Below are 25,438 nucleotides of genomic sequence, written 5' to 3'. Positions count from 1 at the left end.
TTCTTTCGTATGAGTAGAGAACGAGTGAGCCATACTGAATATTGCTATGAAGGGAATGAAGTAAATTGTAAAAAAAATTCATAAAGAACACCTTCTGTTAATAGATGAAAAATGGTTTTTTCTTCATATTGTCGAATAGGATAAAAGGAAGAGAAATATTAAACATTGCTTGTAGCAAGCTTTAGTAATTTGGGGAATTCATTGTGTGTATGTTACATCTGAAATGAGGTGAATATATATTATGAAAATATGGGGACGAATTTCGGATACAGGAAAGTATTCAATACCGCTACAACCAGTATTGTGGATTGACGGATCGAAAAAGGAAAACGAATTTCCTCAAGTAGCCGTTACATTACAAATTGGTAGTATGTATACAGAACAGTTTTCGTATGAATTGACCTACGATGTAAACGACATACTTATTATGCGAATTGAAGTGGAAAATAAAGGGGTAGAAATGATTTCGAGAGTTGTTGTAAGTCATATGATTCGAGATTACTTTGCTTATATTCCTAATTCTTTAAAAGTTGATAAGGGGATAAGTGAGTTTTTATTCCAGCTTGTTAGATGGCGAATTGATGATTTGTTACCGAATGAGAAGGTGGAACTACGTTGTAAAATAAAAGCTAATAAAGATAAAGCTCTTAAACAAACATTCTTTCAGGCTACATATACATTTCAAGATAAAGAGATATCATATGGCCCACTGCAAACAAATGAAGTTGTTGTGCGTCAATGATAAAAAGGAACCTGTACAAAAGGTTCCTTTTTTAGTGAAGGTTGTGTTTTTTGAGTATTTTCTTTTGCTCCATTCCTTTTTTTCCTACATAGTTATTTTTGTAGCCAAAGTATAGAATAAATAAAAATGAAACAACATTAACAATAGCGTCGATTTGATCGTTTGTAATAAAGTGTATCCCGAAAGAGGTAAATAATAATTTTAATGATAATAGAAAACCAGCTAGTAAACGCATAGCATCTGATAGATTCTCTTTTTGTAGCATATAGATTACTCCTTTCTATAAAAGTTATATATTATATATATGAAATAGAGTAGAAAAGGTATACAAGCTTAAGCAGAAATGTACATTGCATATGTACATTTTTTATTTTGTAGAAAAACATTATTGATATAGAAACATATATTGGTATAAAAGGGGGAAAAGTATGAAACATAAAGGGAAAATTAGTGGATTATTGCTTGGCAATACTGTGGCAGTTACAGAATGGATTGCACTTCAGGATGTAATTGCAAAACTGGATTCACGATCATTTTATACCGTCTTTATTATTTATATATTGCAAATGATACTAAGTTATTATTTTGGACATTGGTACGATAAAAGAGCGAACGAGCGTATGGGTATGGAAGTAGGAGGAATGGCAAGCAATGATTTTGTTGTTGATTTTTTTGGGAAAGTAGCTGCTTTATCTGAAAGAGATTCTCGTAATATTACAGTGTACATTCTTTCTGTAAAAGAATGGGAAGGATTAAAAGACACGTTGCAAGAAAAAAAGTTGGGAGTGTTAGTACAAAAATTAGAGAGTACCATTGTAAAGACAATTCGGAAGGGTGATGTTGTTACAAAGTGGGATGAAAATAAGTACGTTATTGTAGCAATTGATAATGGTCATGAAACATCAACAATAACAAAACGATTAATGAAAAATATTGAAAGTGAAATAGAAGGTGATTTACTCAGTGTCACTCTTTTATTTGGAGCAGCTAGCTATCCAGTAGAAGGAAAAACGTTTGAAGAACTGTTGAGAAAGTCGCAAAATCAATTGTACCAGTATAGAAATTTGTAGGAAAATGAGTGAAGCTTTGATTTGAAGATATATGATAGGAAGATGTTTTATTTGTAACATTTTTTTGACTTTTATTACAAAAAAACGCCGCGTTTGTAATAAAAGTCTTTAAAAATATATGAAATAAGCATATAATTATGATGGTAGTGCCAATGCAATTTGCACAGTGTGTTTTATTTTAAAAGTGTAGAGGAAAGCAAGCTCTACACTTTTCCTTTTTAGGAAATGAAAAGAATATTTGTAAGTTGTTGCGAGATATCGATTGTACTGTGTAAAATGAACAAAGAGATTAATTGATAGAAAGCTGGAAAGGGAATGATAGACGTGAGAGCGGAGCGATCACCTTTTATCAGGTGAACTATTATAGTCTTATTAAGACTGAGGTGAAATTCCGTGGATATTAAAGTAATACATAGTGTGAACAGGCCTTAAAAAACACGAAGTAGTATACTTAAAGATGGATATGGAATTGCTAAATAATTCAAAAAGAATAATGTAATATCAAGTAATAATTTGTACAAACAATATTAATGATCTTCGTAAAAAAGATGCGAGTGTATAGAACAATTACATATTTTATAACTTTTTTATATTACACGATGGTCGTTTATAAGTAGGAGGAAGAGATGTTGAAATATAGTAAATTAGCAATTGTAACTACATTATCAATGATTTTATTAGCCGGTTGTTTCGGCCCGAAACCAGAAGAAGAATTATATGTAGCGTTTGAAAACGCTGCTAAACAAGAAAAAACAATGTTTGAAGATGCAAAAAAACTTGAGACTTTAGAGAAAGAAGGACAAGAATTATATAACCAGATTGTTCAAGAAGGAAAAGATAATAATCAAACTGTTAAAGAAAAACTGAATCAAGCAGTGAAAAATACAACTGAACGAGAAAAAGTGCTTACAAAAGAAAAAGAAGTTTTAAATAAAGCGCAAGAAGAAGTGAAGTCAGCTGATAAGTATGTGAAGAAAATTGAAGATAAGAAATTGAAAGATCAAGCTGATAAAGTGAAAAGCACGTATGAGAAACGCCACGATTCATTTAATAAAATGTATGACAGCTATAACAAATCTTTAAAACAAGAAAAAGAGTTATATACAATGTTACAAGATAAAGGTACTAAATTAAAAGATATTAGTGAAAAAGTAAAAGTAGTAAATCAATCTTATAAGGATATTGAGTCAGAAAAAGATAAATTTAATGAATTTACAAAGTCTTATAATACAGAAAAAGTAGCTTTTTATAAACAAGCAAATATTAAAATTAAAGAAGAGAAAAAATAAAACAGTTTGGCCTACACTTGGCCAAACTGTTTTATTTTTTTGTATAAGTACGACTATACCATGGAACAGGCTCACTTAATTTTTTTTCTTGTTTTAATGCTTCAGGACCAATATAATCTTGAAGTGTTTTTTTTGCTACTGTTAAAGATAAGGTTGTTTTCGGATTTCGATAGGAGGATTCAAGATGACCAAGATGCGGTAGAATTCGAAAATCTTCTTTCGTAGGAGGGATGTGGAAAAAATAATCGCCTAAACGTATAAGGACATCAGATTGTTGTTGGCTAAAACGTGGGTTTCTAGAAAAATGCAATCCTTCTTTAATTGCTTTTTTTTCAGCGATCAAACGTTCTAAAGCTGTCTTTTTTAACCAGTATAAATATTTAGGATTAGTAGCTGCTTTAGCATGACGATTCACAACGAAAATAGATTGAGCTAGTCGATTAATAGAATGTTGGTTTTGTAATTGAGATTGTGGTTGTGAAGGTTTCATATTGAATCTCCTTTCAATTTTTCATTATTATACCATAAATAAAATAGGTATTTATTATACGCAAAAAGTGATTGTATATATTTTCAATATTAAAGCAATATTGTTACAAAAGACAACTATTTTGTATAATAGTAATAGAATATGTTTTTGAAATTTGATAATGAAAGAGTGAGAAGTTTGAAAGAAATATTAAAACAACAGTATGCCATTATAGATATTGGATCTAATACAATGCGTTTAGTTATTTATGAAAAGCAAAATGGAGGTTTTTATAAAGAGATTGAAAATACGAAAGTTGTTGCTAGGTTAAGGAATTACTTAATTGATGGTGTATTGAATGAAGAGGGAATAGAAGTATTATTACAGACATTATTTCAATTTCAAGAAAGTACAAGATTCCATCAGTTGCATCATGTACTTTGTGTTGCAACAGCAACAATTAGACAGTCGGAGAATCAAGAGGAAATTAAAAAGCTTGTTGAAGGACAAACGGACTTTACTCTTAGAGTATTATCAGAGTATGAGGAAGCGCGTTACGGATACTTGGCGGTTATGAATTCTACATCGTTTTCAGAAGGAATAACGGTAGATATTGGTGGGGGAAGTACGGAAGTTACATACTTTAGAAATAGAGAGATTTTAGAGTACCATAGTTTTCCTTTTGGGGCACTTTCTTTAAAGCGACAATTTATTAAAGGTGATATTCCTACTAAAGATGAGTTAGAGGGAATGCAACAGTATTTAGAGTTTCAATTTCGAACGTTACCATGGTTAATCAATAAGAAATTGCCTCTTATTGCAATTGGTGGTAGTGCTAGGAACTTAGTAAAAATCCATCAAAATTTAATATGTTATCCTATAGCAGGATTACATTTATACAAGATGAAAGAAGAAGATATTGAAAGTGTAAAAGAGGAATTGGAAAAATTGTCGTTCATAGAACTTCAGAAATTGGAAGGATTAGCAAAAGATCGAGCAGATACGATTATTCCAGCGGTTGAAGTATTTCATACACTTGTTAATGTTATAGAGGCACCGGCATTTGTATTAAGTAGAAAAGGGTTAAGAGAAGGTGTTTTCTATGAAGAGTTGACAAAAGATTTGGGGATTTCATATTATCCGAACGTAGTTGAAGAAAGTTTGCATTTACTATCACATGAATACGAAATGGACATGGAATTTGTTATTCAACTTATTAAACATGGAAGATTAATTTGCAAACAACTTGAGGAAATAGGGCTTATTTCTATGACAGTAAAAGACTGGGAAGTGTTCCATCAAGCTGCGAAAGTATTTAATATAGGCAAATATATAGACGAAGAAGCGAGCCGTTTACATACGTTTTATTTATTAGCGAATAAGACAATTGATGGCATGATGCATAAAGATCGAGTAAGGCTAGCGCTTATTGCATCGTATAAATCAAAAATGTTATTTAAACAACATTTATCTCCATTTGAAGGTTGGTTTGATAAAAGCGAACAAAAAAAAATCCGCCTGTTAGGAGCTGTTTTACAATTTTCAGCTACTTTAAATGTAAGGCAACGATCGCTTATTGATACCATATCTATAACAGAAAGCGAAGAGGGATTAACGTTTAAAGTTTTATGTGAACAATCGGCATTAGCAGTAAAAGTACAAGCTGAAAAACAAAAAAAACAGTTAGAAAGAGTATTAAAAACGAATATTAATTTATTATTTGAACTAAAACATTAGGTTGTACGGATGTCTTTACGAAAAATTTACACTTTGTAATATTGTAATTTGATAAAATGAAATTAACTAAATTATAGTAAAAAAGTTTCAAGGGGAAGTGTGAAGAGAATGGAATTATTGAAGGGGAATGCAGTAAATTTAAATGATACAGCTTATTACAATAATCGAGAGTTAAGTTGGTTAGCATTTAATGAACGTGTCTTACAAGAAGCGCAAGATGCAAATAATCCACTTTTGGAAAGATTGAAATTTATTAGTATTTTTAGTTCGAATTTAGATGAATTTTTTATGGTACGTGTAGCGGGATTAAAGGATCAAGTGAGTGCTGGATTTAATCAACCAGAAAATAAAGCTGGCTTAACACCGAAAAAGCAATTAAATAAAATTGCGATAAAAGCCCATGCACTAATGACAGTACAATATGATACATTTAAAAATTATGTATTACCAGCACTTGAGTTAGAGGGAATTGAACGTTTAACATTCAATGATTTGACGAAAGAGCAGCGAGAATTTATAGAAGAGTATTTTGACGAGCAAATTTTTCCGGTGTTAACTCCTGTAGCTATTGATGCATATCGCCCATTTCCAATGTTATTAAACAAAAGTTTGAATTTGGCTACTCTTTTATATGATGAGAAGCAAGCGGAAGAAGAAAACAGGACGAAGTTAGGGATTGTACAAGTTCCTTCATTACTTGAGCGCTTCATAATTTTACCGAGCGAAGGGCAAAAGCATAAATTTATTTTATTAGAAGACGTAATTAGTAGCTTTACTCATAAATTATTTACGGGATATACAGTATCATCTGTTACTCGTTTCCGTATTACACGCAATGCAGATTTAACGATTCATGAAGAAGGTGCGAGAGATTTATTAAAGGTAATTGAAAAAGAATTAAAAAAGCGTAAGTGGGGGGCTGCTGTACGTTTAGAAGTTGGGAAAGAACACATTGATGAAAGAGTATTAGCGTTATTATATGAGGTTCTGGAAGTAAAAGATGAAGATGTATATATAATGGATGGCCCATTAGATTTGACATGTTTGTTTTCTTTATATAAAAAACTAGCTCCTTTATATGAACATCTTGTATATCCAGCTCTTATTCCGCAACCGCCTCAAGATTTAGGTGATGAAGAAGATGTATTTGAAAAAGCAATTGAGCATGATATTTTATTACATCATCCTTTTGAATCATTTCAGCCGGTAGTTGATTTTGTCCGTGATGCGGCAGACGATCCGAATGTACTTGCGATTAAACAAACGTTATATCGTGTAAGTGGTGATTCACCGATTATTCAGGCGTTAAAGATAGCGGCTGAAAAGGGAAAACAAGTGACGGTATTAGTTGAATTAAAGGCAAGGTTTGATGAAGAAAACAATGTTCACTGGGCTAAAGAATTGGAACAGGCAGGCTGTCATGTTATTTACGGTGTCAGTCACTTGAAAACACATAGTAAAATTACGCTAGTTGTAAGGAGAAAAAACGGAAAAATCGAAAGGTTCGTACATCTGGGAACTGGGAACTATAATGATGCAACAGCGAAGTTATATACTGATTTTGGATATATTACATCAAGAAAAGATTTTGGGGTCGATGCAACCAATTTCTTTAATTATTTAAGTGGTTATACAACAAAGCCACATTTTCATCATTTATCGGTTGCTCCATTTGATATAAGAGAGCAATTTATGGATTTAATAGATGAAGAAATCCGTTATCATAGGCAATATGGAAATGGATATATTATCGCTAAGATGAATTCATTAACAGATAAACCGTTAATAAAAAAAATGTACGAAGCATCACAAGCTGGAGTAAAGGTAGAGCTCATTGTTCGAGGAACATGTTGCCTACGACCTGGTATTCCAAATGTAAGTGAAAATATTCGTGTAGTTAGTGTTGTTGGAAGATATTTAGAACATAGCCGTATTTATTATTTCCATCATAATGGGGAGGAGAAAATATATTTATCTTCAGCTGATTTGATGACGCGAAATATGGAGAAGCGAGTGGAAATATCTTTCCCGATATTAGATATTGAAATGAAGGCACGAATTAAGGCGATTTTACAGCTTACATTAGCTGATAATGTGAAAACACGTGAACAAAATAAAGATGGTGATTACTATTATGTTATTAATGGTAGTACAGAAGAAATTGATAGCCAAGTGAAGTTGTTTAAGATGGCGTATCAAAATACAGACGCTGAATAATGAAAAAAAGTAAAAACCTCTTATGTCCATAAGAGGTTTTTACTTTTTTCTACTCATATGCTCCAAAAATGGAAGGATGAGTAGAAACAATAGTTTTATTATAAGCGTGTAATGAGATGGCTCGTTGAGAGAATAATATTTGAAAGAATCGTTACTTTAACCTAGTAATAGTATGGTTGCTGACATGGTCCACCGTAACAAGGATAAGGTGCTGGCGGCGGGAAAGGTGGTGGATAAGGTGGATAAAATGGTCGAGGGCCGAAAGCTAATGCTCCGCCGAGCAATCCACCAGCAATTCCAGCTAGAAAGGGAACGCCAAAAAACGGGAAGAAGCGTGAGTCGCCTACTGGACCAATAGGTGCTGAACGGACTGGAATTGGTTGATAATATGGATACATGAACATACCTCCTTTATTGGACTCACTTTTATCATATGGTAAACGAAACATGGATGAGCGCGTACAAGAAAGGATATGTAAGAAAATAGGCGAATTATTACGAATGTTGGAGTGTGAAAATTGTGATTTCAGGTTTTGACATAAAACGAAATGGGACACGTGTTCTTCCAAGACCTCGATTGACATAGAGAGTTAAATCCTGCATCGTATAGAAGCCTTCAATATAGTCTTTGGCGAGTGATGGTGTAATAATAGCACCTAAAAAAGGAATTTGTACTTGTCCGCCATGGCTATGACCAGAAAGTTGCAAGTTGATTGGATATTTGGAAATTTGCGGCGCGATATCTGGCTCGTGAACAAGAACGATGTTATAAGTATTTTGCCGTGCATGTTGTAATGTTTTCTCTATTTTTGGTTTGCCTAGTAGTATATCATCGAGACCGAAAATAGAAATTTCACTATTATCCATTAGACGAATTCTTTTTTCACTATTTAGCAATAGTTCAAATCCTGATTCACGCATGATGTGCTCATAGTATTCAGTTCCATATCCACCGTGATCATGGTTACCATAAATAGCGAATTTACCGAAGGGGGCTTGTATATTTTTTAAAATGGATGCGACAAAAGGAGTGTCAGTATACGTTTGATAATTATCAATGAGATCTCCGGTAAAAAGGACAATATCTGGATTTACAGCATTAATTTTAGAAACAACTTGAGATAAATGTTGAAGCGAGAAATAGTATCCGAGATGTAAATCGCTGAATTGAAGAATTTTCATACCATGAAAACTTTTTGGGATGAGTTGTGATTTTAATGTGTGCTGTGTAAAAGAAATGAAATGGGGTTCTATATATTTAGCATAGTAGTATCCGATGCCACTGGTTATAAATGAATAGAGACAAGTACGCATACCAATTTTCAAAAAATTTCTTCTTGTAATGTGCGTCATAAAAATATGAGTATACCTCAATGTTTTTATTCCATTTACAGGCTACTCAAATCTCCTTTCAGTTTATTTAAAAATATATTTTACATAATAAAAAATTAGTATAGATTACGAAAAAAATGAATAAAAAGAAAGTTCTTTACATTAAAATATCAGAAAAGTTTAAAAATATAAAGATTTCTATTAAATAAAGTGATAAAATGAATGTGTATTCATTTTTTGGAGGGGATGTATGTGAAAGAAAAGGTAGTTATTATAACAGGTGGATCGAGTGGAATGGGAAAAGGAATGGCGACTCGCTTTGCAAAAGAAGGGGCACGAGTTGTTATTACAGGACGTACAAAAGAAAAACTAGAGGAAACAAAGTTGGAAATTGAACAATTTCCAGGGCAAGTATTACCTGTACAAATGGATGTAAGAAATACGGATGACATTCAGAAAATGATTGAACAGATTGATGAGAAGTTTGGTCGAATTGATGTTTTAATAAATAATGCAGCTGGAAACTTTATTTGTCCAGCAGAAGATTTATCCGTGAATGGCTGGAATTCGGTCATTAATATTGTATTAAACGGTACATTTTACTGTAGCCATGCTGTCGGAAAATATTGGATTGAAAAAGGTATAAAAGGGAATATCATTAATATGGTAGCAACATATGCATGGGATGCAGGTCCAGGAGTTATTCATTCGGCTGCAGCGAAGGCAGGAGTATTAGCGATGACGAAGACGCTCGCTGTTGAGTGGGGACGTAAATATGGAATACGAGTTAACGCTATCGCTCCAGGACCAATTGAACGTACGGGCGGTGCTGATAAATTATGGATTTCAGAAGAAATGGCTAAGCGTACGATACAAAGTGTTCCGCTTGGAAGGCTGGGTACGCCAGAAGAAATCGCTGGTCTAGCTTATTATTTATGCTCAGATGAAGCTGCGTACATAAATGGAACTTGCATGACAATGGATGGAGGACAACATTTACATCAATATCCATTTTAAAAGGGATAAAAAAATGAATGTTTGATTCATTTTTTTACGGTTAAATGTGACGGAATTGTGACATATGAAAGAAAAGTGTTTACAAGAGGTCATATATACGTTATATTTAAGACCTCTTTTTTCTTCATAGTAGAATTGCTAATTCCCCTTAGCATTTTACCCCTCTAATCCCTTCAGGAAAACTGAAGGGATTTTTTATTATTTTTCCGTAAATATCATGTTATAATTTTTGAAAAGTAAAGGGAGGGAAGCACGTTGATAGATGCATTAGATGTAATGAGTAACTTGGATAAAGTCCTTCCTTATTATCAAGCTATTTTTAGTGCTGATGAGCATACTGTAATTGGATATGAAGTAGTAGGACGTATTCAAACAGAAGAGGGCATACAAAGTTTAGCTTCTTTCTTTCACGATGATTCGATTCCAAGTGAATTTCAACTGGAAGCGGATAATATTATAGTAGAAAAAGCTTTAAATCGTTATTTAGAAAGCGATCAAAAATTATTATTATTTATACATCGGAATGCTAATGTATTAATGAATGATGATGATGAAAGCTTGCTTCAACTTTTATTGAGGTATGAAGAACAAGGTTTAAATTTAAAACAAATTGTTTTAGAGATTACAGAGCATGAATGTAAAGAAGATATAGAGCAATTTAATCATTTGCTTATGTATTATCGTACATATGGTATTCAAATTTCGATTAATAAAGTCGGAACGGGTACAAGTAATTTAGAGCGTATTAGCGTGTTAGCACCTGATATTTTAAAAGTAGATTTAACGAACTTAAGGCAAACAGCACTTTTACAATCTTATCAAGATATTTTATATTCTTTATCATTACTTGCTAGAAGAATTGGTGCAACTTTATTATATGAAGAAATAGATGCTTTTTATCAACTGCAATATGCTTGGAAGAACGGCGGAAGATATTATCAAGGTAATTATTTAAAAGAATGTTTACCTGATTTTATTGAAACGAATGTTTTGAAAGAGCGACTAGGTAATGAATGTCATCAGTTTATTCAGCATGAAAAGAAGAAGTTACAAAAAATTTATAATTTAACAGAGATGTTACGCGATCGCATTGGCGATGTTTTATCAAAACAAAAAAAGAATGAAGATATAAATGATTGGTTATTACAATTTAGTCAAAGTGTATCACAGTGTAGTTTTCGTATATTTATTTGTAATGAAGATGGTTTCCAACAATCAGGAAATGTTATGAAAAAAGATGGAGAATGGATTGTGATGCCGGATTATTATATGAAGAACTGGAGCTGGCGCCCGTATTTTCTCGAGAATATAATGAAAATGCGTTTTGAGAATAAGGCGAGGCTTTCAGATTTATATGCAGATATTGAAACGGGAGAAATGGTACGAACATTTTCTTTCCCGATTGATGATGACAACTTTTTATTTATAGATTTATCTTATGAATATTTATATGAAGAAGATGTTTTATTTTAATGCACGAAGAGATTCGTGCATTTTTTGTTTGTTTTTATCATAAATTGGTAATAGTGAAAATGGTGATGAAAATGCTGTCTATCGTTGTAAAGATTTTACGAACGAAATCTGTCCTTTCTTTGCATAATCATTGTTACAATGAATACTACAAAGACAAGTTCTTTTAAAAGGAAGGTGAAAAAATGAGGAAATATGGAATATGGCTTGTTCTATTTGTATGTGTTGCCTTTCTAGTTGGTTATAGTGTTACGACTGTTTTAGGGAAAGAGGAAGTGGAAGTCGATCGGAAAGAAGTATTTACAACGATACAAAAAGGCTATGAAACCCAGTTTTCAATTCGTGGGAAGCATTTGCCGATGAATAAGATGATAGAGACGTTATCACCGTATTTTACAGATAATTTCCTTCAAGTATTTACAGATGAAAATAGCAGAAGTGATAAACAAAGTGGTGAATATTTACTTCCGGCAAAAGAAGCACCGTTTTCTTTTAATTCAGAAACGAAAATGTCGTATGATGAAGAACATAAAAATTTATATGTATATGAGCGGACAAAAAGTGGACAATATCAAATTGTAACATTGAAAAGGGATCAAGATAAATGGAAGTTAGCAGGATATCATGAAAGTCAGGAACTTTTAACTGAAATAAAAAGGTTGCAACAATTATAAAGTGAAACTTTTAATCAGTGGGTGGGAGTTTTACTACCTACAAATAGCGGGATAAGAATAGGAATAGGTATTTACCTATTCCTATTCTATATTGAGTAGTTGTTGTAACTTTTCAATTTGAAAACCTGCAACTACTTCGCCATCAATTACGACTGTTGGAGTTGAATAAGAATCATAGTCGTATAAAAGACGATTGCGAGCAGCAGCGTCTTTTTTTACGTCAAATTCTTCATATGCAACGTTATTATGCTTCAAAAATTCTTTTACAATAACACATGGCGGACAATCGGGTTGTGTATAAACCTCAATTTTTTTCATTGTAATTCCTCCTTTTTTCTGTTTTTTATTATATTCTTCCAGTATAAAAACCGCAATAATGAAGGAGAAATATGTTCTTTCTGTTTTTTCCTTCGCATTTCGACAAATTTTTAGTTGAGTTTCTGGCCAATAACCTTTATCCTAGAGTGTGGAACATTTTTTCTGTTATGACGGATAGAATGAGTATAGCTGTAAAACCTATTGGTAGGAAGATCAGAGAAAGGAGAGATTTCATGTCTCTACTCCAAGGAATTTTAACTCGACTTGTTAGTCTACAAGAACAAGCTGAAAGCGGTGAAGTAGCACAACGCTATTTTGAAGTGAACGGTGAGCGCAAATGTAGCGTGAAATTTTTCGATAAAAGTGAAATGTATGAGTTAGAAGTGTATCAACAAGGTGAAAAACCTCAAGTATATCAATTCGATAATATCGACATGGTTGCAATTGAGATTTACGATATCATTTCTTGATACATATAAAAAAGGTACTGCCACATGGCAGTACCTTTTTTAGTTCTATTACTTTCTAGCATAATGTATAGAAGTTTTTTATTTTTCCTACAATGGTATTAAAATGAAAATTTAATCCGTGCAAGTTTGCTTATCCATGTGGATAATTAGTCCCGTCAACCGGGTGAATATGTGAAGCTAAACTTCTCACTATCGCTGGGTTTTGCAAATAGCGGGAGAAATATAACTAGGAGGTTATCGTATGGAACGTTTACCAGTTGTGATTTGTCCTAATTGTCAAAGTTCTGCTGAGATTATTCATGTATTAACGGCTCAATCTAATCAAAATGTAATTTATACGTGCCAAGTTTGTCACTTTGTAATTCGAAATATTGAAACGAATAAAGGATAGGAAGTTATAATTTTAGTTTTTGTCCCATACAATGAGAATACGAAAAGTCTGTCTAATTGAAAGGACGTGACTCTGTGGACGGTGCACATAAATTTTACAATGTTTCAGAGAGACATTTAAATTTTGATATGGTCTTTAACCGTATTTGTAGTTTCATTGAAAAGGATCCGCGAAATTTGTATCGATTATCCATTGGGACAGACTCGCAAGCGCATCAAAAGGATACGAGGTTTATTACAGCAATCCATATTCATCGTGTTGGAAAAGGTGCCTGGGGTTGTTTACACCATAGATCAGTAAAAGATAAGCCAGCGACCTTACGTGAGAAAATATATTTAGAAACGCAGTTTAGTCAAGAAATCGCATGTCTATTTACGCCTACTCATATACAAACAATATGGGAGTTATTGCATCCTTATGCTCAAGATGGGGCTGGATTCATAATGGAAATTCATTTAGACATTGGGAATGATGGCTTAACAAAAGAATTTATTTTAGATATGACAGAAAAAATTCGAGCGATGGGATTAACTGCAAAAATTAAGCCGGATGCTTATGCGGCGTTTAGCTATGCAAATCGATATACGAAATGATTTTTTTGTATGTGTACGATTGTTACATATCTTTTAATAAAAACTGAATATTACATCTATTAAATAGGTTGAATTTTTTATATAATAAGAGTAACGATGCGAGTGTAAGGAGAGGGGTATATGCAAAGGGAAGTTGTTTTAACGAAGGAAGAAGAAAGTTTACTACTAGATATTTTATTTCAGCAAAATTACGCAAGTGAAATTTTAGCTGTGGAACTTACAGATATTGAGAATGGTTTGAAACAGACAGATGTGATGCAATATAAAAAAATCACAAGGTTATTTTACAGATTAAAAAATAAAGGGTATTAAGCGCTACCGGAATGGTAGTCTTTTTTTTGTGCGGTATGCTAAAATAGCTGTGTGATTGTATTTTTATTGAAATAAATTTAGGACAAAATAATAATATGAAAACGCTGTCATAAAATGTGAATAGAGTTGTGAACATAAGCAGGAAAAAGGGAAAATGGGGGATGTAATATGATTAGTATTCCGAAAGACGAATTTCAACAAATTCTTGTGAAGGATTTAATGATTTCATCGGAAAAAGTAGCTCATGTCCAAATTGGAAATAGTTTAGAACATGCTTTACTCGTTCTTGTAAAATCTGGATATTCAGCGATACCTGTCTTAGATCCAATGTATAAACTACATGGTTTGATTAGTACTGCCATGATATTAGATGGTATGTTAGGATTAGAACGTATTGAGTTTGAAAGGCTCGATGATATGAAAGTAGAGCAGGTGATGAAAGAAGATATACCTGTTCTTAAATTAGACGATTCATTTGCAAAAGCTTTAGAAATGACAATTGATCATCCTTTTATTTGCGCTGTTAATGAAGAAGGCTATTTTGAGGGGATTTTAACACGTCGGGCTATTTTAAAATTGTTGAATAAGAAAGTAAGGCAACATAATCGATAAAGTGAAAAAAGTGACTTCATAGAAACGAAGAAGTCACTTTTTTTTCGTGCATATCACTTGTGTATGTATTATATTTAAAAAGACATAAAACATAAGGAAAGTTTGCGCTGGACAATTGTATTTTCTGAATGAAAGCATTCGGGTAAATTAAGGATGAAAAGCTTATTGAAATAAGGTGTATGGAAGCTAAGGAAAGAGGGAGAAAGTTGCAAATTGATGATTTTCAAATGATGGTTGTGTTAGCTCAGGAATCAAATATGAGAAAAGCGGCGGAACGTTTATTTGTTTCCCAACCTGCGCTGAGTCAACGATTACAATCTATGGAGAAACAATGGGGAATGAAGTTTTTTATTCGCTCACAAAAAGGATTGACAATTACACCTGAAGGGGAAAAAGTTGCAAATTATGCCAAAGAAATGTTGCAAAGGGAAGAAGATATAAAAAGTGAGCTGGCTGTTTTCAGAACGGAAACTCATGGAACGTTAAAAATAGCTGTTGCATCAGTTATTGGTCAATATTGGCTCCCTCCTGTTTTGAAAAATTTTGTGCATAAATATCCTTCTGTAAAGATATCGCTGTTTACTGGATGGAGTAGTGAAGTGCAAAAGCAGTTTTATGAAGGAGACGTGCATGTTGCTATACTGAGGGGAACACAAGAATATAAAGGTCAGAAGCAACAATTATTTGAAGATGAACTGTATTTAGTTGATAAAGAAATAAAAGATATTTCGATGTTAAAAGAAACAAATAGGCCGTTCATTCAATTTAAAAGTGACTCGACTTATTATGGACAAATACAAAATTGGTGGTATGGTTTATTTTCTAATCCGCCTAAGCGAACGATTGTAGTTGACCAAATTGAAACATGTAAACAACTTGTTTTAAATGGTATAGGTTATGCCCTTTTACCTTCTACTGTTTTAAAGGAAGTACAGGAAAATATGTATAAAACACCTGTTCAACTGACGAGAGAAACATGGTTGTTAACAAGTGACTCGGCAAGGCAGTTGAAGCAAGTACAAGCATTTTTAGAAATTATAGAAGAAATTCAAAGGGAAAAATAAGATTATTATCTTGCTACTCGCTCTTTCGTTTGGTAGAGTAACATTATAAATGGATTTAGGAGGCAACAAGAATGAAAATGATGGACGCTAACGAAATTATTTCGTTTATTCAAAAAAGTGAAAAGAAAACTCCTGTAAAGGTATACATAAAAGGGGATTTAAAAGAAGTAACATTCCCTGAAACAGTACAAGCATTTGTGAATAAAAAATCAGGTGTATTATTCGGAGAATGGTCTGAAATTAAGACAATTCTTGATGAGAATAATAAGCACATCGTTGACTACGTTGTAGAAAACGATCGTCGTAATTCTGCAATCCCAATGCTTGATTTAAAAGGTATTAAAGCTCGCATCGAGCCAGGTGCTATTATTCGTGACCATGTTGAAATTGGTGACAACGCTGTAATTATGATGAATGCAACAATTAACATTGGTGCTGTAATTGGTGAAGGTTCTATGATCGACATGAACGCAGTACTTGGTGGACGTGCAACAGTCGGTAAAAACTGTCACGTAGGTGCAGGTGCTGTACTTGCAGGTGTTATTGAGCCACCTTCTGCAAAACCAGTTATCGTTGAAGATGATGTAGTAATCGGTGCAAATGTAGTTGTTTTAGAGGGTGTTACAGTAGGTAAAGGTGCAGTTGTAGCAGCGGGAGCTGTTGTAACAGAAGATGTGCCTCCATACACAGTTGTTGCAGGTACTCCAGCACGTGTAATTAAAGAAATTGATGAGAAGACAAAAGCAAAAACAGAAATTAAACAAGAGCTTCGTCAATTAAACCCAGAGAAATAAAAAGTAAAAAAAGCGTAAGAGCGTAAATGGGCTCTTACGCTTTTTATAGATAGAGGTGCAAAAATGACAGTAAGCAAATTTGTCCAAATTCGTAGAGATCTACATAGAATTCCAGAAATCGGATTTAAGGAATGGAAAACACAACAGTATATTTTAGATTATATAGGAACACTTTCTCATGAATTTGTGGAAGTGAAGACATGGAAAACGGGTGTAATCGTTAAAGTAAATGGAAAAAATCCCGAAAAAATAATAGGTTATCGTGCAGATATAGACGGTTTACCAATTACAGAGGAAACTGGATACGAGTTTGCTTCTATTCATGAAGGAATGATGCATGCATGTGGCCATGATGTACATACAACAATCGGTTTAGGCCTTCTAACGAAAGCTGTGAGCGAAAGAATAGATGATGACCTTGTATTTCTATTCCAGCCAGCAGAAGAAGGACCAGGCGGTGCTCTTCCTATGTTAGAAAGTGAAGAGTTAAAAGAATGGAAACCGAATATAATTCTTGGTCTTCATATTGCACCAGAATACGCTGTGGGGACAATTGCAACGAAAGAAGGACTGTTATTTGCCAATACTTCAGAATTATATATTGATTTAAAAGGGAAAGGTGGCCATGCTGCCTATCCGCATACTGCAAATGACATGATTGTTGCAGCGAGTCATCTTGTTACACAGCTTCAATCCGTTATTAGTCGCAATGTAAATCCTCTTGATAGTGCAGTAATTACAATCGGGAAAATTACTGGTGGTACGGTTCAAAATATTATTGCAGAAAAATCTCGTTTAGAAGGAACGATTCGAACATTATCAGTGGAATCAATGAAGCGTGTGAAAAGCAGAATTGAGTCAATTGTTGCAGGTATCGAAGCTTCTTTCCAGTGTGAGGCGATTATAGATTACGGAGCAATGTATCATCAAGTATATAACCATGAAGAGTTAACGAGAGAGTTTATGGAATTTGTACATAAACAAACTGATATGAATGTTATTACATGTACTGAGGCAATGACGGGTGAAGATTTTGGTTATATGCTTCGAGAAATCCCTGGATTTATGTTTTGGCTTGGAGTAAATTCAGAATATGGTTTACATCATGCAAAATTAAAACCAGACGAAGAAGTGATTGAAAAGGCAATTACATTTTTAAGCCAATATGTAAAGTGGAAAGGGAATAGAAAATAAAACTTCCACTTTCTTGAAGGTTCCAAAAAACTTTTTGTTCTGAGGTGTAAGTAACGCTCGTATAGATTGATTTTAGACATTTATATACAAATGGAAGAATTAAAGTTAATTGTACTGTTTTAATAATGAGCAGGGGGTTTAGCCACTGCTCATTATTAATTATTTGACTAACTTATATATGTTTACTTTTAGTATGAAAAGTGTGTAAAATCAATGTGAAACATAGAAAAAAGGGTGGGGAATTACGTGCAAATTAGCAGTGCGATTTTATGTTTCGTCTTATATGCGTATGTTATTATTGCGGCGGTTTATTTTGGGATAAGTTTTTATGCCTATCGTCTAGTAGATAATAATGAATATGACGAAACATACAAATGGGTGAAGAGATATTTATCACCTGTACTAGAAATTATGAATGGGTTTGTGCTCTTTTTATTTATTGGATTAATTGCTTTTTCAACGAGTTTAGTAGGGAATAAAACTACGTTATTTGTATTGGGTATCATTATTTTTATGTTGTTAGGAATAAGGATTGGTAATACGGTCTTTTGGAATGAAAGAAAAGTAGATGGTTGGACGGGAATGTTAATTCCGTGCATGTTAGCTGCAATCGTGACAAATATAGAGCATGAATATTATCAATTACATTTTTGGCTTATTATCGTTTTAACAATTCTTTCTGTTTTGTATATAAGCACAGTAGTACTAACATATATTGCACATGAAAAAGGAGATGTTAAAGGCACTCGTTTCTTTAGAGGACGGGCATTATTTTGGAGTGTGCCGACGATGGTAGTTATCGCGCTTATTGCGATATTAGTAAATGGATATCAATTTTCTAATTGGCAACTATTTTTAGAAAATTGGTGGATCTTTATCTTTTCGTTTATTGCTTTTTTAGGTGCAACGCATTATTTATTCCATCAACATCATTACATATGGGCGTTGTTATTTGCATTCACACAGCTTCTATTTGCCTTTTTTGGTCAAGAAACATTATTATTCGTTTTTGAAACATTTAGTTCTTTTGGAAATATATTTGTATTTGCTATGCTACTTGTTGGTATCGCTTTTTACTTGCAACAATATTTTTATATACAAAAACAAAAATAAGAGCTAATCATAGTTTTTGTGACGCATATAAAGTGTGTTACACTGAAAATAAATAGTACTTGAAGTTATTGGAGGAATTCCCGTGGGTGAGAAAGAAAAAGAATTTGCTGTCATTGGACTTGGTCGCTTTGGTGGAAGTATTTGCCGAGAACTAGCTCAATTAGGAATGGAAGTAATGGCAATCGATTCAGATGAGGATAAAATTAATGAATTTGCAAATATAGCTTCGCATGCTGTAATTGCAGATTCAACAGATGAGATGGTATTAAAAAGCCTTGGTATTCGAAATTTTGATCACGTAGTCGTTGCTATTGGAGATAATTTAAATTCAAGTATTTTAACGACTTTGATTTTGAAAGAGTTGGGTGTAAAAAATATTACTGTAAAAGCTCAAAATGATTATCATGAAAAAGTGTTAAGTAAAATAGGTGCAGATCATATTGTGCATCCAGAACGTGATATGGGAAAAAGGATTGCTAATAATATTGCATCAAGCAATGTGCTAGACTACCTTGAGCTTTCAGATGAGCATAGTATTGTAGAGATTATTGCGAATAAAAAAATTGATGGGCACTCTTTAATTGAATTAGATATTCGTGCGAAGTTTGGATTGAATATTGTAGCAATTAAACGAGGCAAAGAAGTTATCGTATCCCCTCGAGCTACGGAGAATATTCAAGCAGGAGATATATTAATTGTCATTGGTCATGACGATGAAGTGGATCGATTTAAACACTTTTTAAGATAAGAGAAAAGAAAAGGACAATGCCTTCATGGCATTGTCCTTTTTCTTATATTTCCATAATGATTGGTAAAATCATTGGACGGCGTTTCGTTTTCTCATATAGGAATGGAGCTAATGTGTCTGTAATTTCATTTTTAATTTCAGACCATTGTGTTGTTTTACGCTCCATTACTTTTTCTAAATGAGTTGTAATTAATGTTTGTGCATCATTGATTAAATCGCTACTTTCACGCATGTAAACGAAACCGCGTGAGATGATATCAGGTCCTGCTGCAACTTTAAATTCTTTCATATCAATGCTTACAACTACAATTACAAGTCCTTCTTCAGAAAGGATACGACGATCGCGTAATACGATATTGCCAATATCTCCAATACCGTTTCCATCAATGTAGACCGAACCAGATGGGATTTTTCCAGCTACGCTAGCTTCATCCGAACGTAAAGCAAGAACATCGCCATTATCCATAATGAAGCAATTTTCTTCAGGGATGCCACAATCATTTGCTATGTTCATGTGCATACGCTGCATACGATATTCACCATGAATTGGCATGAAGTACTTCGGTTTAATTAGACGTAACATTAATTTTTGTTCTTCTTGTCCACCGTGTCCACTTGTATGGATATTTGAAAGTTTCCCATGAATTACATCAGCGCCAGCGCGGTACAACATGTTAATTGTACGACTTACGCTAATTGTATTTCCTGGAATTGGTGAAGAAGAGAAAACAACTGTATCTCCAGGAATAATTTGAATTTGGCGGTGTGTACCGTTTGCAATACGTGAAAGTGCTGCCATCGGTTCACCTTGACTACCTGTACATAAAATAACAACTTTATTAGCTGGTAAGCGGTTTAGTTGAGATGCATCTATGAATGTATCTTTCGGGCAACGAATATAACCAAGGTTTTGTCCAATTTCAATCGCTGCTTCCATACTTCGACCAAACACAGCTACTTTACGGTTGTTTTCAACAGCAGCTTCAACAACTTGTTGTAAGCGGTGAATATTTGATGCAAAGGTTGCGAATATAATCCGTCCTTCTACTTTACGGAAAATGTCTTGAATGCTATCACCAACGCGACGCTCAGACATAGTAAAGTTTGGAACTTCACTGTTCGTACTATCAGATAATAGACATAGTACGCCATCTTTACCGATTTCAGCCATTTTTGTTAAATCAGCTGGTTCACCAACTGGTGTGAAGTCAAATTTGAAGTCACCTGTATGAACAACTTGACCTTGAGGTGTTTTCACAACAACGCCGTACGAATCTGGAATACTGTGAGTTGTACGGAAGAAGGATACAGACGTTTTTTTGAATTTAATAACGTCATCTTCTTGAATCTCGTAAAGTTTTGCTTTACGAAGTAAGCCGTGTTCTTCTAATTTGTTTTTGATGAGTGCAATTGCTAATTTTCCGCCGTAAATTGGAATGTTCACTTGACGTAATAGGTAAGGGATTCCGCCGATATGATCTTCGTGACCATGTGTAATGAATAACCCTTTAATTTTATCTTCGTTTCGCACAAAATAAGTGTAGTCTGGTATTACATAATCGATTCCGAGAAGTTCGTCCTCTGGAAATTTAATTCCAGCATCAATTATAATAATTTCATCTTGAAATTGAACAGCGTATGTATTTTTACCGATTTCACCAAGCCCACCGAGAGCAAATACAGCAACTTGGTCGTTTTTTAGAAATTTCATATCGCTATACGATTTCCGCTAATGTTAAATCAGCGTTTTCTTTTTCATATTCAAGATGAGCGCCAGTAACAGACTGAACAAACTCGATATTATATGCGAACTTATTTAATTTTGTACGAACATCCTTTTCAGACGTAGCCTCTAAATATAAAACTTTTGTATTTTCACGTACTGGAACCTCAGTTAATTTTTCTTGATAAAATACTTTAAAAATCATTTGGAAAACCTCTCCTTGTCTATGTTTTGCATTATCTGTTACTTATTATAAAGCAAACAGTCACGATTTTCATGTTTTTTCGAATGAGAATGAAGAAAAAGCCCGAAATGGGCACAATTTAAGCGACTGTCTTTTTACGGACTAGACCATTTAAATAACGCTTGAGCTTTTTCTTCAGCTTCTTCAGCATGATTACTCCTTCCTTTCCTTATTTTAAACATGCCTATTACTAGTGAAAACTCTATCTCTGATATAAGAGATAGGACAAAAGTGAATGGTGAATCTTGTCCTTTCCCATACAGTGAAAGTTATTCTATAGTAACGATCAGTAGCCGTTAGTTATAGGTATAGTATGAGGAAGAATGGAAAAGAAAATTCATCCGAACAAGTATCTACATGTTTTACTAATATATATATGCAAAGTTTACAAATAAGGTCAGAAAGGGAACGCTTTCTTCACAGATGTTTAATATGTTATACTTTTTTTTAGAATTTGAAAAGTGATATTCAAAATAGGAATATAGAGTCTCAGAAAGGATTTTGACAAATGAATGATAAAATTGTCTTTTTTGATATTGATGGAACATTATTAGATCATGATAAAAAAATTCCGCAATCTACACGAGATGCAGTAAAACAGTTACAAGAAAAAGGTGTACATGTAGCAATTGCGACAGGGCGCGCGCCATTTATGTTCGAAGATATTCGTAAGGAACTTGATATACATAATTATGTTAGTTTTAATGGACAATATGTTGTCTTTGAAGATGAGGTAATATTTAATAATCCGTTACATCCAGATGCTTTACATAAGTTTACTCAGTTTGCAAAACAAGAAGGATATCCACTTGTATATCTTGACCATCAAGATATGAGAGCATCAGTGGAATATCATGATTATGTGAAAGAAGGCTTTGGAAGCTTAAACTTTGAGCATCCAGCATATGAGCCTAATTTTTATGAGGAACGTAATATTTATCAAACACTACTTTTTTGTGAAGTAAATGAAGAGGAAAAGTTTATTAATCATTATCCAGATTTCCATTTTATTCGTTGGCATGCATATTCAATGGATATCATTCCGAATGGTGGTTCTAAGGCAAAAGGAATTGAGAAATACATTGAAAAGTTAGGTTTTAATCGTGATCAAGTGTATGCATTTGGAGATGGCTTAAATGATTTAGAAATGATCGAAGCCGTTGGCACAGGTATTGTGATGGGAAATGGCCATGAAGACTTGAAAAAACTTGCAAATCATGTGACAAAGGATGTTAATGAAGACGGTATATATCATGGACTAAAGTGGGCTGGATTGCTATAAGTGAATATGGAACCCATTTCATAATAAAAAGGCGGAAGATTAACTTCCGCCTTTTTATTATTATCGCTCTAGAGGTTTGGAATCATCAGGAGCGGCAAAAGGATTTTCTTTATTGATATGGTCATAGAACATAACGCCATTTAAATGATCAATCTCGTGTTGGAATACGATTGCTGGTAAACCTTTTAAACGTAATTTTACTTCTTCTCCGTTAATAGAAGTTGCTTTTACTGTAATTCTTGTATAACGAGGAACATAACCAGGTACTTCGCGGTCTACAGATAGACAGCCTTCACCACCCTGTAAATATGTACGTTCAACAGAATGGCTAATGATTTTTGGATTGAATAATGCATGGCTATATAATGTACCATCCGCATCGGTTACATGAACTGCAATCATTTTTTTTGAAACACCGATTTGCGGAGCCGCTAATCCGATTCCAGGGCGTAAACTATATTTTTCAGCCATTTCAGGATCTTGGCTATTTATTACGAATTCAATCATTTCTTTTAAGGTAGTTGTATCTTCTTCGCTTGCCGGTAAGGACACCTCTTCTGCAACGTTGCGCAAAATAGGATCTCCTTCGCGAATAACATCTTTCATTGTAAGCATATGTAATCTCTCCTTTCCTCTTTAGTCTACCAAAGGAGATGGAAAAAGTCATCGGCAAGAAAGGGAAGGCATTTTGGAAATCGTTCTATTATAGAGTAGTTATGTATGTGATAAACAGAAAAAGACGGCAAAGCCGTCTTTTTCTTTCCATAGTTGTTTCGTTTTACAATTAGCGAATGCAAGCAGCACCAACGATAATTAAAAGAATAAACAACACAACGATTAAGGCGAAGCCGCGTCCAGACCCGCCACAAGAACCGCCATAACCGTAGGAAGGATATGAACAAGTTGGATAGCAATATGAGTATCCGTACATGAGATGACCTCCTTTATCATTTCCCGCTAATACTGCGGTTACTATAATGTATGGAAGAGAGGGTAGAAATGTATAGGTATTTACCTAAAAAAGGAAGAGTAGTTTGTATATTTTTGTTGCGAAGAGAGAAAAACTAAAGAGAATTAAATCGTTTACATATTATTCTAAGAGAAAAAATAAGTGAAAAAGGGAATAATATAACAGTAGGTCAATGCTTACTAATACAGATGTAAAAAATAAAAACACGTTTGTGTAGTAGAAACCTGCATATTATTTATAAAAAAACGTATTCAAAGTAATTGACATCGTAATTAGAATAGTTGTAAACTAAAAAACGTGATCAAGATTGTATTAATATGTTTCTGAAAAAACATTAGTACAGATTGTTAGGTACACAAAATTATTCTCAACCGACATACAAACATGTTGGTTTACATCGTTGCGCTTTTTAAACTGGAAAATAGCCAGTGAAAGCGTTTCAGAATATGGTTCAAGAGAGGAAGAGGTGAACGGAATGGGTACTAAAACAAAAAAGACCCTATTTAATGTTGATGAGCAAATGAAAGCTATCGCAGCTCAATTTGAAACATTACAAATTTTAAATGAAAACGGTGAAGTTGTGAATGAAGCAGCTATGCCTGAATTATCTGATGATCAATTAAAAGAATTAATGCGTCGTATGGTGTATACTCGCGTATTAGATCAACGTTCTATTTCTTTAAACCGTCAAGGACGTTTAGGTTTCTACGCACCTACAGCTGGACAAGAAGCTTCTCAATTAGCAAGTCATTTCGCACTTGAAGCAGAAGACTTCATCTTACCAGGATACCGTGATGTACCACAATTAGTATGGCACGGATTACCATTATACCAAGCATTCTTATTCTCTCGTGGACACTTCATGGGTAACCAAATGCCTGAGAATGTAAATGCATTAGCTCCACAGATCATTATCGGTGCGCAAATCATCCAAACTGCTGGTGTTGCGTTAGGTATGAAACTACGTGGTAAAAAATCTGTTGCAATTACTTACACTGGTGACGGTGGTGCTTCACAAGGTGACTTCTACGAAGGTATGAACTTTGCAGGTGCATTCAAAGCTCCAGCAATCTTCGTTGTTCAAAACAACCGTTATGCAATCTCTACTCCAGTAGAAAAGCAATCTGCAGCTAAAACTGTAGCACAAAAAGCAGTAGCAGCAGGTATTTACGGAATTCAAGTAGACGGTATGGATCCATTAGCTGTATACGCAGCAACTGCTTTCGCTCGTGAGCGCGCAGTAAATGGCGAAGGCCCTACTTTAATCGAGACTTTAACATTCCGTTACGGTCCACATACAATGGCTGGTGATGACCCAACTCGTTACCGTACAAAAGATATCGAAAACGAATGGGAACAAAAAGACCCAATCGTACGCTTCCGTAAGTTCTTAGAAGCTAAAGGCCTATGGTCTCAAGAAGTTGAAGAGACAGTAATCGAAGAAGCAAAAGAAGATATCAAACAAGCAATTGCTAAGGCTGACCAAGCTCCAAAACAAAAAGTAACTGATTTAATGGAAATCATGTACGAAAAAATGCCTTACAACTTAGCTGAACAATATGAAATCTACAAAGAAAAGGAGTCGAAGTAAGC

At 33.9% G+C, this 25,438-nt stretch carries 29 protein-coding genes; 20 read left to right on the top strand and 9 right to left on the bottom strand.

Annotated elements, in window-relative coordinates:
• Positions 1-241: 241 nt before the first annotated feature.
• Positions 242-742 (top strand): hypothetical protein, encoded by a 501-nt coding sequence (locus GBN91_RS01140; protein ID WP_000708120.1) that lies wholly within the window; start codon positions 242-244, stop codon positions 740-742.
• 31 nt (positions 743-773) lie between these two features.
• Here GBN91_RS01140 and GBN91_RS01135 read toward each other — a convergent pair whose 3' ends face one another.
• A complete protein-coding gene (locus GBN91_RS01135; protein ID WP_000939448.1) occupies positions 774-1,007 on the bottom strand; it encodes an SPP1 phage holin family protein in 234 nt (77 codons plus the stop codon).
• A 163-nt stretch (positions 1,008-1,170) separates the two neighbouring features.
• Here GBN91_RS01135 and GBN91_RS01130 point away from each other — a divergent pair, with 163 nt between their 5' ends.
• Both GBN91_RS01130 and GBN91_RS01125 read left to right on the top strand, forming a co-directional pair.
• On the top strand, positions 1,171-1,812 hold the full coding sequence (locus GBN91_RS01130) for a diguanylate cyclase domain-containing protein (protein WP_046392977.1): 642 nt from the start codon (positions 1,171-1,173) through the stop codon (positions 1,810-1,812).
• 626 nt (positions 1,813-2,438) lie between these two features.
• Complete coding sequence (locus GBN91_RS01125) at positions 2,439-3,101, top strand: YkyA family protein (protein ID WP_000922498.1); 663 nt, start codon at positions 2,439-2,441, stop codon at positions 3,099-3,101.
• A 31-nt stretch (positions 3,102-3,132) separates the two neighbouring features.
• On the opposite strand, the gene GBN91_RS01120 is transcribed toward GBN91_RS01125, so the two are convergent.
• Positions 3,133-3,591, bottom strand: a complete 459-nt coding sequence (locus GBN91_RS01120; protein ID WP_000804864.1) for a YkyB family protein — start codon at positions 3,589-3,591, stop codon at positions 3,133-3,135.
• Between the two features lie 141 nt (positions 3,592-3,732).
• Between GBN91_RS01120 and GBN91_RS01115 the strand changes: the two genes are divergently transcribed.
• Both GBN91_RS01115 and GBN91_RS01110 read left to right on the top strand, forming a co-directional pair.
• Positions 3,733-5,307 carry a Ppx/GppA family phosphatase gene (locus GBN91_RS01115; RefSeq protein WP_152121208.1) on the top strand — a complete coding sequence of 525 codons (1,575 nt, stop codon included), beginning with the start codon at positions 3,733-3,735 and terminating at the stop codon, positions 5,305-5,307.
• Positions 5,308-5,415: 108 nt separating this feature from the next.
• On the top strand, positions 5,416-7,524 hold the full coding sequence (locus GBN91_RS01110) for a polyphosphate kinase (protein ID WP_000421680.1): 2,109 nt from the start codon (positions 5,416-5,418) through the stop codon (positions 7,522-7,524).
• Positions 7,525-7,685: 161 nt separating this feature from the next.
• Here the strand turns inward: GBN91_RS01110 and GBN91_RS01105 are convergent, their stop codons facing one another.
• A complete protein-coding gene (locus GBN91_RS01105; protein ID WP_000283738.1) occupies positions 7,686-7,922 on the bottom strand; it encodes a hypothetical protein in 237 nt (78 codons plus the stop codon).
• Positions 7,923-8,019: 97 nt separating this feature from the next.
• Positions 8,020-8,877 (bottom strand): metallophosphoesterase, encoded by an 858-nt coding sequence (locus GBN91_RS01100; protein WP_002024756.1) that lies wholly within the window; start codon positions 8,875-8,877, stop codon positions 8,020-8,022.
• 231 nt (positions 8,878-9,108) lie between these two features.
• Between GBN91_RS01100 and fadH the strand changes: the two genes are divergently transcribed.
• The 3 genes from fadH (at position 9,109) to GBN91_RS01085 (ending at position 12,017) form a co-directional block, all read left to right on the top strand.
• Positions 9,109-9,873, top strand: a complete 765-nt coding sequence (fadH, locus tag GBN91_RS01095; RefSeq protein ID WP_000660913.1) for a 2,4-dienoyl-CoA reductase — start codon at positions 9,109-9,111, stop codon at positions 9,871-9,873.
• A 255-nt stretch (positions 9,874-10,128) separates the two neighbouring features.
• Positions 10,129-11,346 carry an EAL domain-containing protein gene (locus tag GBN91_RS01090; protein WP_000564306.1) on the top strand — a complete coding sequence of 406 codons (1,218 nt, stop codon included), beginning with the start codon at positions 10,129-10,131 and terminating at the stop codon, positions 11,344-11,346.
• 182 nt (positions 11,347-11,528) lie between these two features.
• On the top strand, positions 11,529-12,017 hold the full coding sequence (locus tag GBN91_RS01085) for a DUF3993 domain-containing protein (RefSeq protein ID WP_001233804.1): 489 nt from the start codon (positions 11,529-11,531) through the stop codon (positions 12,015-12,017).
• 81 nt (positions 12,018-12,098) lie between these two features.
• On the opposite strand, the gene GBN91_RS01080 is transcribed toward GBN91_RS01085, so the two are convergent.
• A complete protein-coding gene (locus tag GBN91_RS01080) occupies positions 12,099-12,335 on the bottom strand; it encodes a glutaredoxin family protein (RefSeq protein WP_000717875.1) in 237 nt (78 codons plus the stop codon).
• A 233-nt stretch (positions 12,336-12,568) separates the two neighbouring features.
• Between GBN91_RS01080 and GBN91_RS01075 the strand changes: the two genes are divergently transcribed.
• The 10 genes from GBN91_RS01075 (at position 12,569) to GBN91_RS01035 (ending at position 19,626) form a co-directional block, all read left to right on the top strand.
• Complete coding sequence (locus GBN91_RS01075; RefSeq protein ID WP_000055151.1) at positions 12,569-12,805, top strand: YkuJ family protein; 237 nt, start codon at positions 12,569-12,571, stop codon at positions 12,803-12,805.
• A gap of 241 nt (positions 12,806-13,046) precedes the next feature.
• Entirely contained in the window at positions 13,047-13,196 is a 150-nt protein-coding gene (locus tag GBN91_RS28710; protein ID WP_000440540.1) for a hypothetical protein, read from the top strand.
• Positions 13,197-13,270: 74 nt separating this feature from the next.
• Positions 13,271-13,789, top strand: coding sequence for a ribonuclease H-like YkuK family protein (locus tag GBN91_RS01070; RefSeq protein ID WP_000348489.1), 519 nt, complete (start codon positions 13,271-13,273; stop codon positions 13,787-13,789).
• A 120-nt stretch (positions 13,790-13,909) separates the two neighbouring features.
• On the top strand, positions 13,910-14,101 hold the full coding sequence (abbA, locus tag GBN91_RS01065) for an antirepressor AbbA (RefSeq protein ID WP_001188692.1): 192 nt from the start codon (positions 13,910-13,912) through the stop codon (positions 14,099-14,101).
• A 168-nt stretch (positions 14,102-14,269) separates the two neighbouring features.
• Positions 14,270-14,713 (top strand): cyclic-di-AMP-binding protein CbpB, encoded by a 444-nt coding sequence (gene cbpB, locus GBN91_RS01060; RefSeq protein ID WP_000623579.1) that lies wholly within the window; start codon positions 14,270-14,272, stop codon positions 14,711-14,713.
• Between the two features lie 179 nt (positions 14,714-14,892).
• Positions 14,893-15,777, top strand: coding sequence for a LysR family transcriptional regulator (locus GBN91_RS01055; RefSeq protein ID WP_149215149.1), 885 nt, complete (start codon positions 14,893-14,895; stop codon positions 15,775-15,777).
• 71 nt (positions 15,778-15,848) lie between these two features.
• On the top strand, positions 15,849-16,571 hold the full coding sequence (gene dapD / locus GBN91_RS01050; RefSeq protein WP_000783241.1) for a 2,3,4,5-tetrahydropyridine-2,6-dicarboxylate N-acetyltransferase: 723 nt from the start codon (positions 15,849-15,851) through the stop codon (positions 16,569-16,571).
• A 63-nt stretch (positions 16,572-16,634) separates the two neighbouring features.
• Positions 16,635-17,765: an N-acetyldiaminopimelate deacetylase gene (locus GBN91_RS01045; protein ID WP_000218672.1), complete on the top strand. Its 1,131-nt coding sequence runs from the start codon at positions 16,635-16,637 to the stop codon at positions 17,763-17,765.
• A gap of 246 nt (positions 17,766-18,011) precedes the next feature.
• Positions 18,012-18,878 carry a cytochrome c oxidase assembly protein gene (locus tag GBN91_RS01040; RefSeq protein WP_001167324.1) on the top strand — a complete coding sequence of 289 codons (867 nt, stop codon included), beginning with the start codon at positions 18,012-18,014 and terminating at the stop codon, positions 18,876-18,878.
• Positions 18,879-18,960: 82 nt separating this feature from the next.
• A complete protein-coding gene (locus GBN91_RS01035) occupies positions 18,961-19,626 on the top strand; it encodes a potassium channel family protein (RefSeq protein ID WP_000504032.1) in 666 nt (221 codons plus the stop codon).
• 43 nt (positions 19,627-19,669) lie between these two features.
• Here the strand turns inward: GBN91_RS01035 and rnjA are convergent, their stop codons facing one another.
• Both rnjA and GBN91_RS01025 read right to left on the bottom strand, forming a co-directional pair.
• Positions 19,670-21,337: a ribonuclease J1 gene (rnjA, locus tag GBN91_RS01030; protein ID WP_000670377.1), complete on the bottom strand. Its 1,668-nt coding sequence runs from the start codon at positions 21,335-21,337 to the stop codon at positions 19,670-19,672.
• A 4-nt stretch (positions 21,338-21,341) separates the two neighbouring features.
• Positions 21,342-21,554, bottom strand: a complete 213-nt coding sequence (locus tag GBN91_RS01025; protein WP_000576435.1) for a DNA-dependent RNA polymerase subunit epsilon — start codon at positions 21,552-21,554, stop codon at positions 21,342-21,344.
• A gap of 547 nt (positions 21,555-22,101) precedes the next feature.
• On the opposite strand from GBN91_RS01025, the gene GBN91_RS01015 reads away from it, so the two are divergent.
• Positions 22,102-22,875 (top strand): Cof-type HAD-IIB family hydrolase, encoded by a 774-nt coding sequence (locus GBN91_RS01015; RefSeq protein ID WP_000998268.1) that lies wholly within the window; start codon positions 22,102-22,104, stop codon positions 22,873-22,875.
• 60 nt (positions 22,876-22,935) lie between these two features.
• Here GBN91_RS01015 and def read toward each other — a convergent pair whose 3' ends face one another.
• Complete coding sequence (def, locus tag GBN91_RS01010; RefSeq protein ID WP_000957048.1) at positions 22,936-23,490, bottom strand: peptide deformylase; 555 nt, start codon at positions 23,488-23,490, stop codon at positions 22,936-22,938.
• Between the two features lie 169 nt (positions 23,491-23,659).
• The gene (locus GBN91_RS01005) at positions 23,660-23,806 is read right to left on the bottom strand and encodes a YjcZ family sporulation protein (RefSeq protein ID WP_000274562.1); all 147 of its coding nucleotides are present in this window, start codon (positions 23,804-23,806) and stop codon (positions 23,660-23,662) included.
• Between the two features lie 514 nt (positions 23,807-24,320).
• Between GBN91_RS01005 and pdhA the strand changes: the two genes are divergently transcribed.
• Positions 24,321-25,436, top strand: a complete 1,116-nt coding sequence (pdhA, locus tag GBN91_RS01000; protein ID WP_000536895.1) for a pyruvate dehydrogenase E1 component subunit alpha — start codon at positions 24,321-24,323, stop codon at positions 25,434-25,436.
• Positions 25,437-25,438: the final 2 nt, after the last annotated feature.

This window comes from Bacillus sp. B1-WWTP-T-0.5-Post-4, from assembly GCF_009183795.1.
In the GTDB taxonomy this organism is placed as follows: Bacteria; Bacillota; Bacilli; order Bacillales; family Bacillaceae_G; genus Bacillus_A; species Bacillus_A cereus.
The sequence above is the reverse complement of the archived record's forward strand: the minus strand, read 5'-3'. Positions and strand labels throughout refer to the sequence as shown.

Bases quoted from the DNA above. Each gene is read 5' to 3' on its own strand.
- GBN91_RS01005 (WP_000274562.1), bottom strand. From the start codon at position 23,806: ATGTACGGATACTCATATTGCTATCCAACTTGTTCATATCCTTCCTAC.
- GBN91_RS01100 (WP_002024756.1), bottom strand. From the start codon at position 8,877: ATGACGCACATTACAAGAAGAAATTTTTTGAAAATTGGTATGCGTACT.
- GBN91_RS01045 (WP_000218672.1), top strand. From the start codon at position 16,635: ATGACAGTAAGCAAATTTGTCCAAATTCGTAGAGATCTACATAGAATT.
- GBN91_RS01085 (WP_001233804.1), top strand. From the start codon at position 11,529: ATGAGGAAATATGGAATATGGCTTGTTCTATTTGTATGTGTTGCCTTT.
- GBN91_RS01140 (WP_000708120.1), top strand. From the start codon at position 242: ATGAAAATATGGGGACGAATTTCGGATACAGGAAAGTATTCAATACCG.
- GBN91_RS01120 (WP_000804864.1), bottom strand. From the start codon at position 3,591: ATGAAACCTTCACAACCACAATCTCAATTACAAAACCAACATTCTATT.
- GBN91_RS28710 (WP_000440540.1), top strand. From the start codon at position 13,047: ATGGAACGTTTACCAGTTGTGATTTGTCCTAATTGTCAAAGTTCTGCT.
- dapD (WP_000783241.1), top strand. From the start codon at position 15,849: ATGAAAATGATGGACGCTAACGAAATTATTTCGTTTATTCAAAAAAGT.
- cbpB (WP_000623579.1), top strand. From the start codon at position 14,270: ATGATTAGTATTCCGAAAGACGAATTTCAACAAATTCTTGTGAAGGAT.
- pdhA (WP_000536895.1), top strand. From the start codon at position 24,321: ATGGGTACTAAAACAAAAAAGACCCTATTTAATGTTGATGAGCAAATG.
- GBN91_RS01135 (WP_000939448.1), bottom strand. From the start codon at position 1,007: ATGCTACAAAAAGAGAATCTATCAGATGCTATGCGTTTACTAGCTGGT.
- GBN91_RS01105 (WP_000283738.1), bottom strand. From the start codon at position 7,922: ATGTATCCATATTATCAACCAATTCCAGTCCGTTCAGCACCTATTGGT.
- abbA (WP_001188692.1), top strand. From the start codon at position 13,910: ATGCAAAGGGAAGTTGTTTTAACGAAGGAAGAAGAAAGTTTACTACTA.
- def (WP_000957048.1), bottom strand. From the start codon at position 23,490: ATGCTTACAATGAAAGATGTTATTCGCGAAGGAGATCCTATTTTGCGC.
- GBN91_RS01055 (WP_149215149.1), top strand. From the start codon at position 14,893: ATGGAAGCTAAGGAAAGAGGGAGAAAGTTGCAAATTGATGATTTTCAA.
- GBN91_RS01125 (WP_000922498.1), top strand. From the start codon at position 2,439: ATGTTGAAATATAGTAAATTAGCAATTGTAACTACATTATCAATGATT.
- GBN91_RS01025 (WP_000576435.1), bottom strand. From the start codon at position 21,554: ATGATTTTTAAAGTATTTTATCAAGAAAAATTAACTGAGGTTCCAGTA.
- GBN91_RS01115 (WP_152121208.1), top strand. From the start codon at position 3,733: ATGTTTTTGAAATTTGATAATGAAAGAGTGAGAAGTTTGAAAGAAATA.
- GBN91_RS01075 (WP_000055151.1), top strand. From the start codon at position 12,569: ATGTCTCTACTCCAAGGAATTTTAACTCGACTTGTTAGTCTACAAGAA.
- GBN91_RS01110 (WP_000421680.1), top strand. From the start codon at position 5,416: ATGGAATTATTGAAGGGGAATGCAGTAAATTTAAATGATACAGCTTAT.
- GBN91_RS01015 (WP_000998268.1), top strand. From the start codon at position 22,102: ATGAATGATAAAATTGTCTTTTTTGATATTGATGGAACATTATTAGAT.
- GBN91_RS01130 (WP_046392977.1), top strand. From the start codon at position 1,171: ATGAAACATAAAGGGAAAATTAGTGGATTATTGCTTGGCAATACTGTG.
- rnjA (WP_000670377.1), bottom strand. From the start codon at position 21,337: ATGAAATTTCTAAAAAACGACCAAGTTGCTGTATTTGCTCTCGGTGGG.
- GBN91_RS01080 (WP_000717875.1), bottom strand. From the start codon at position 12,335: ATGAAAAAAATTGAGGTTTATACACAACCCGATTGTCCGCCATGTGTT.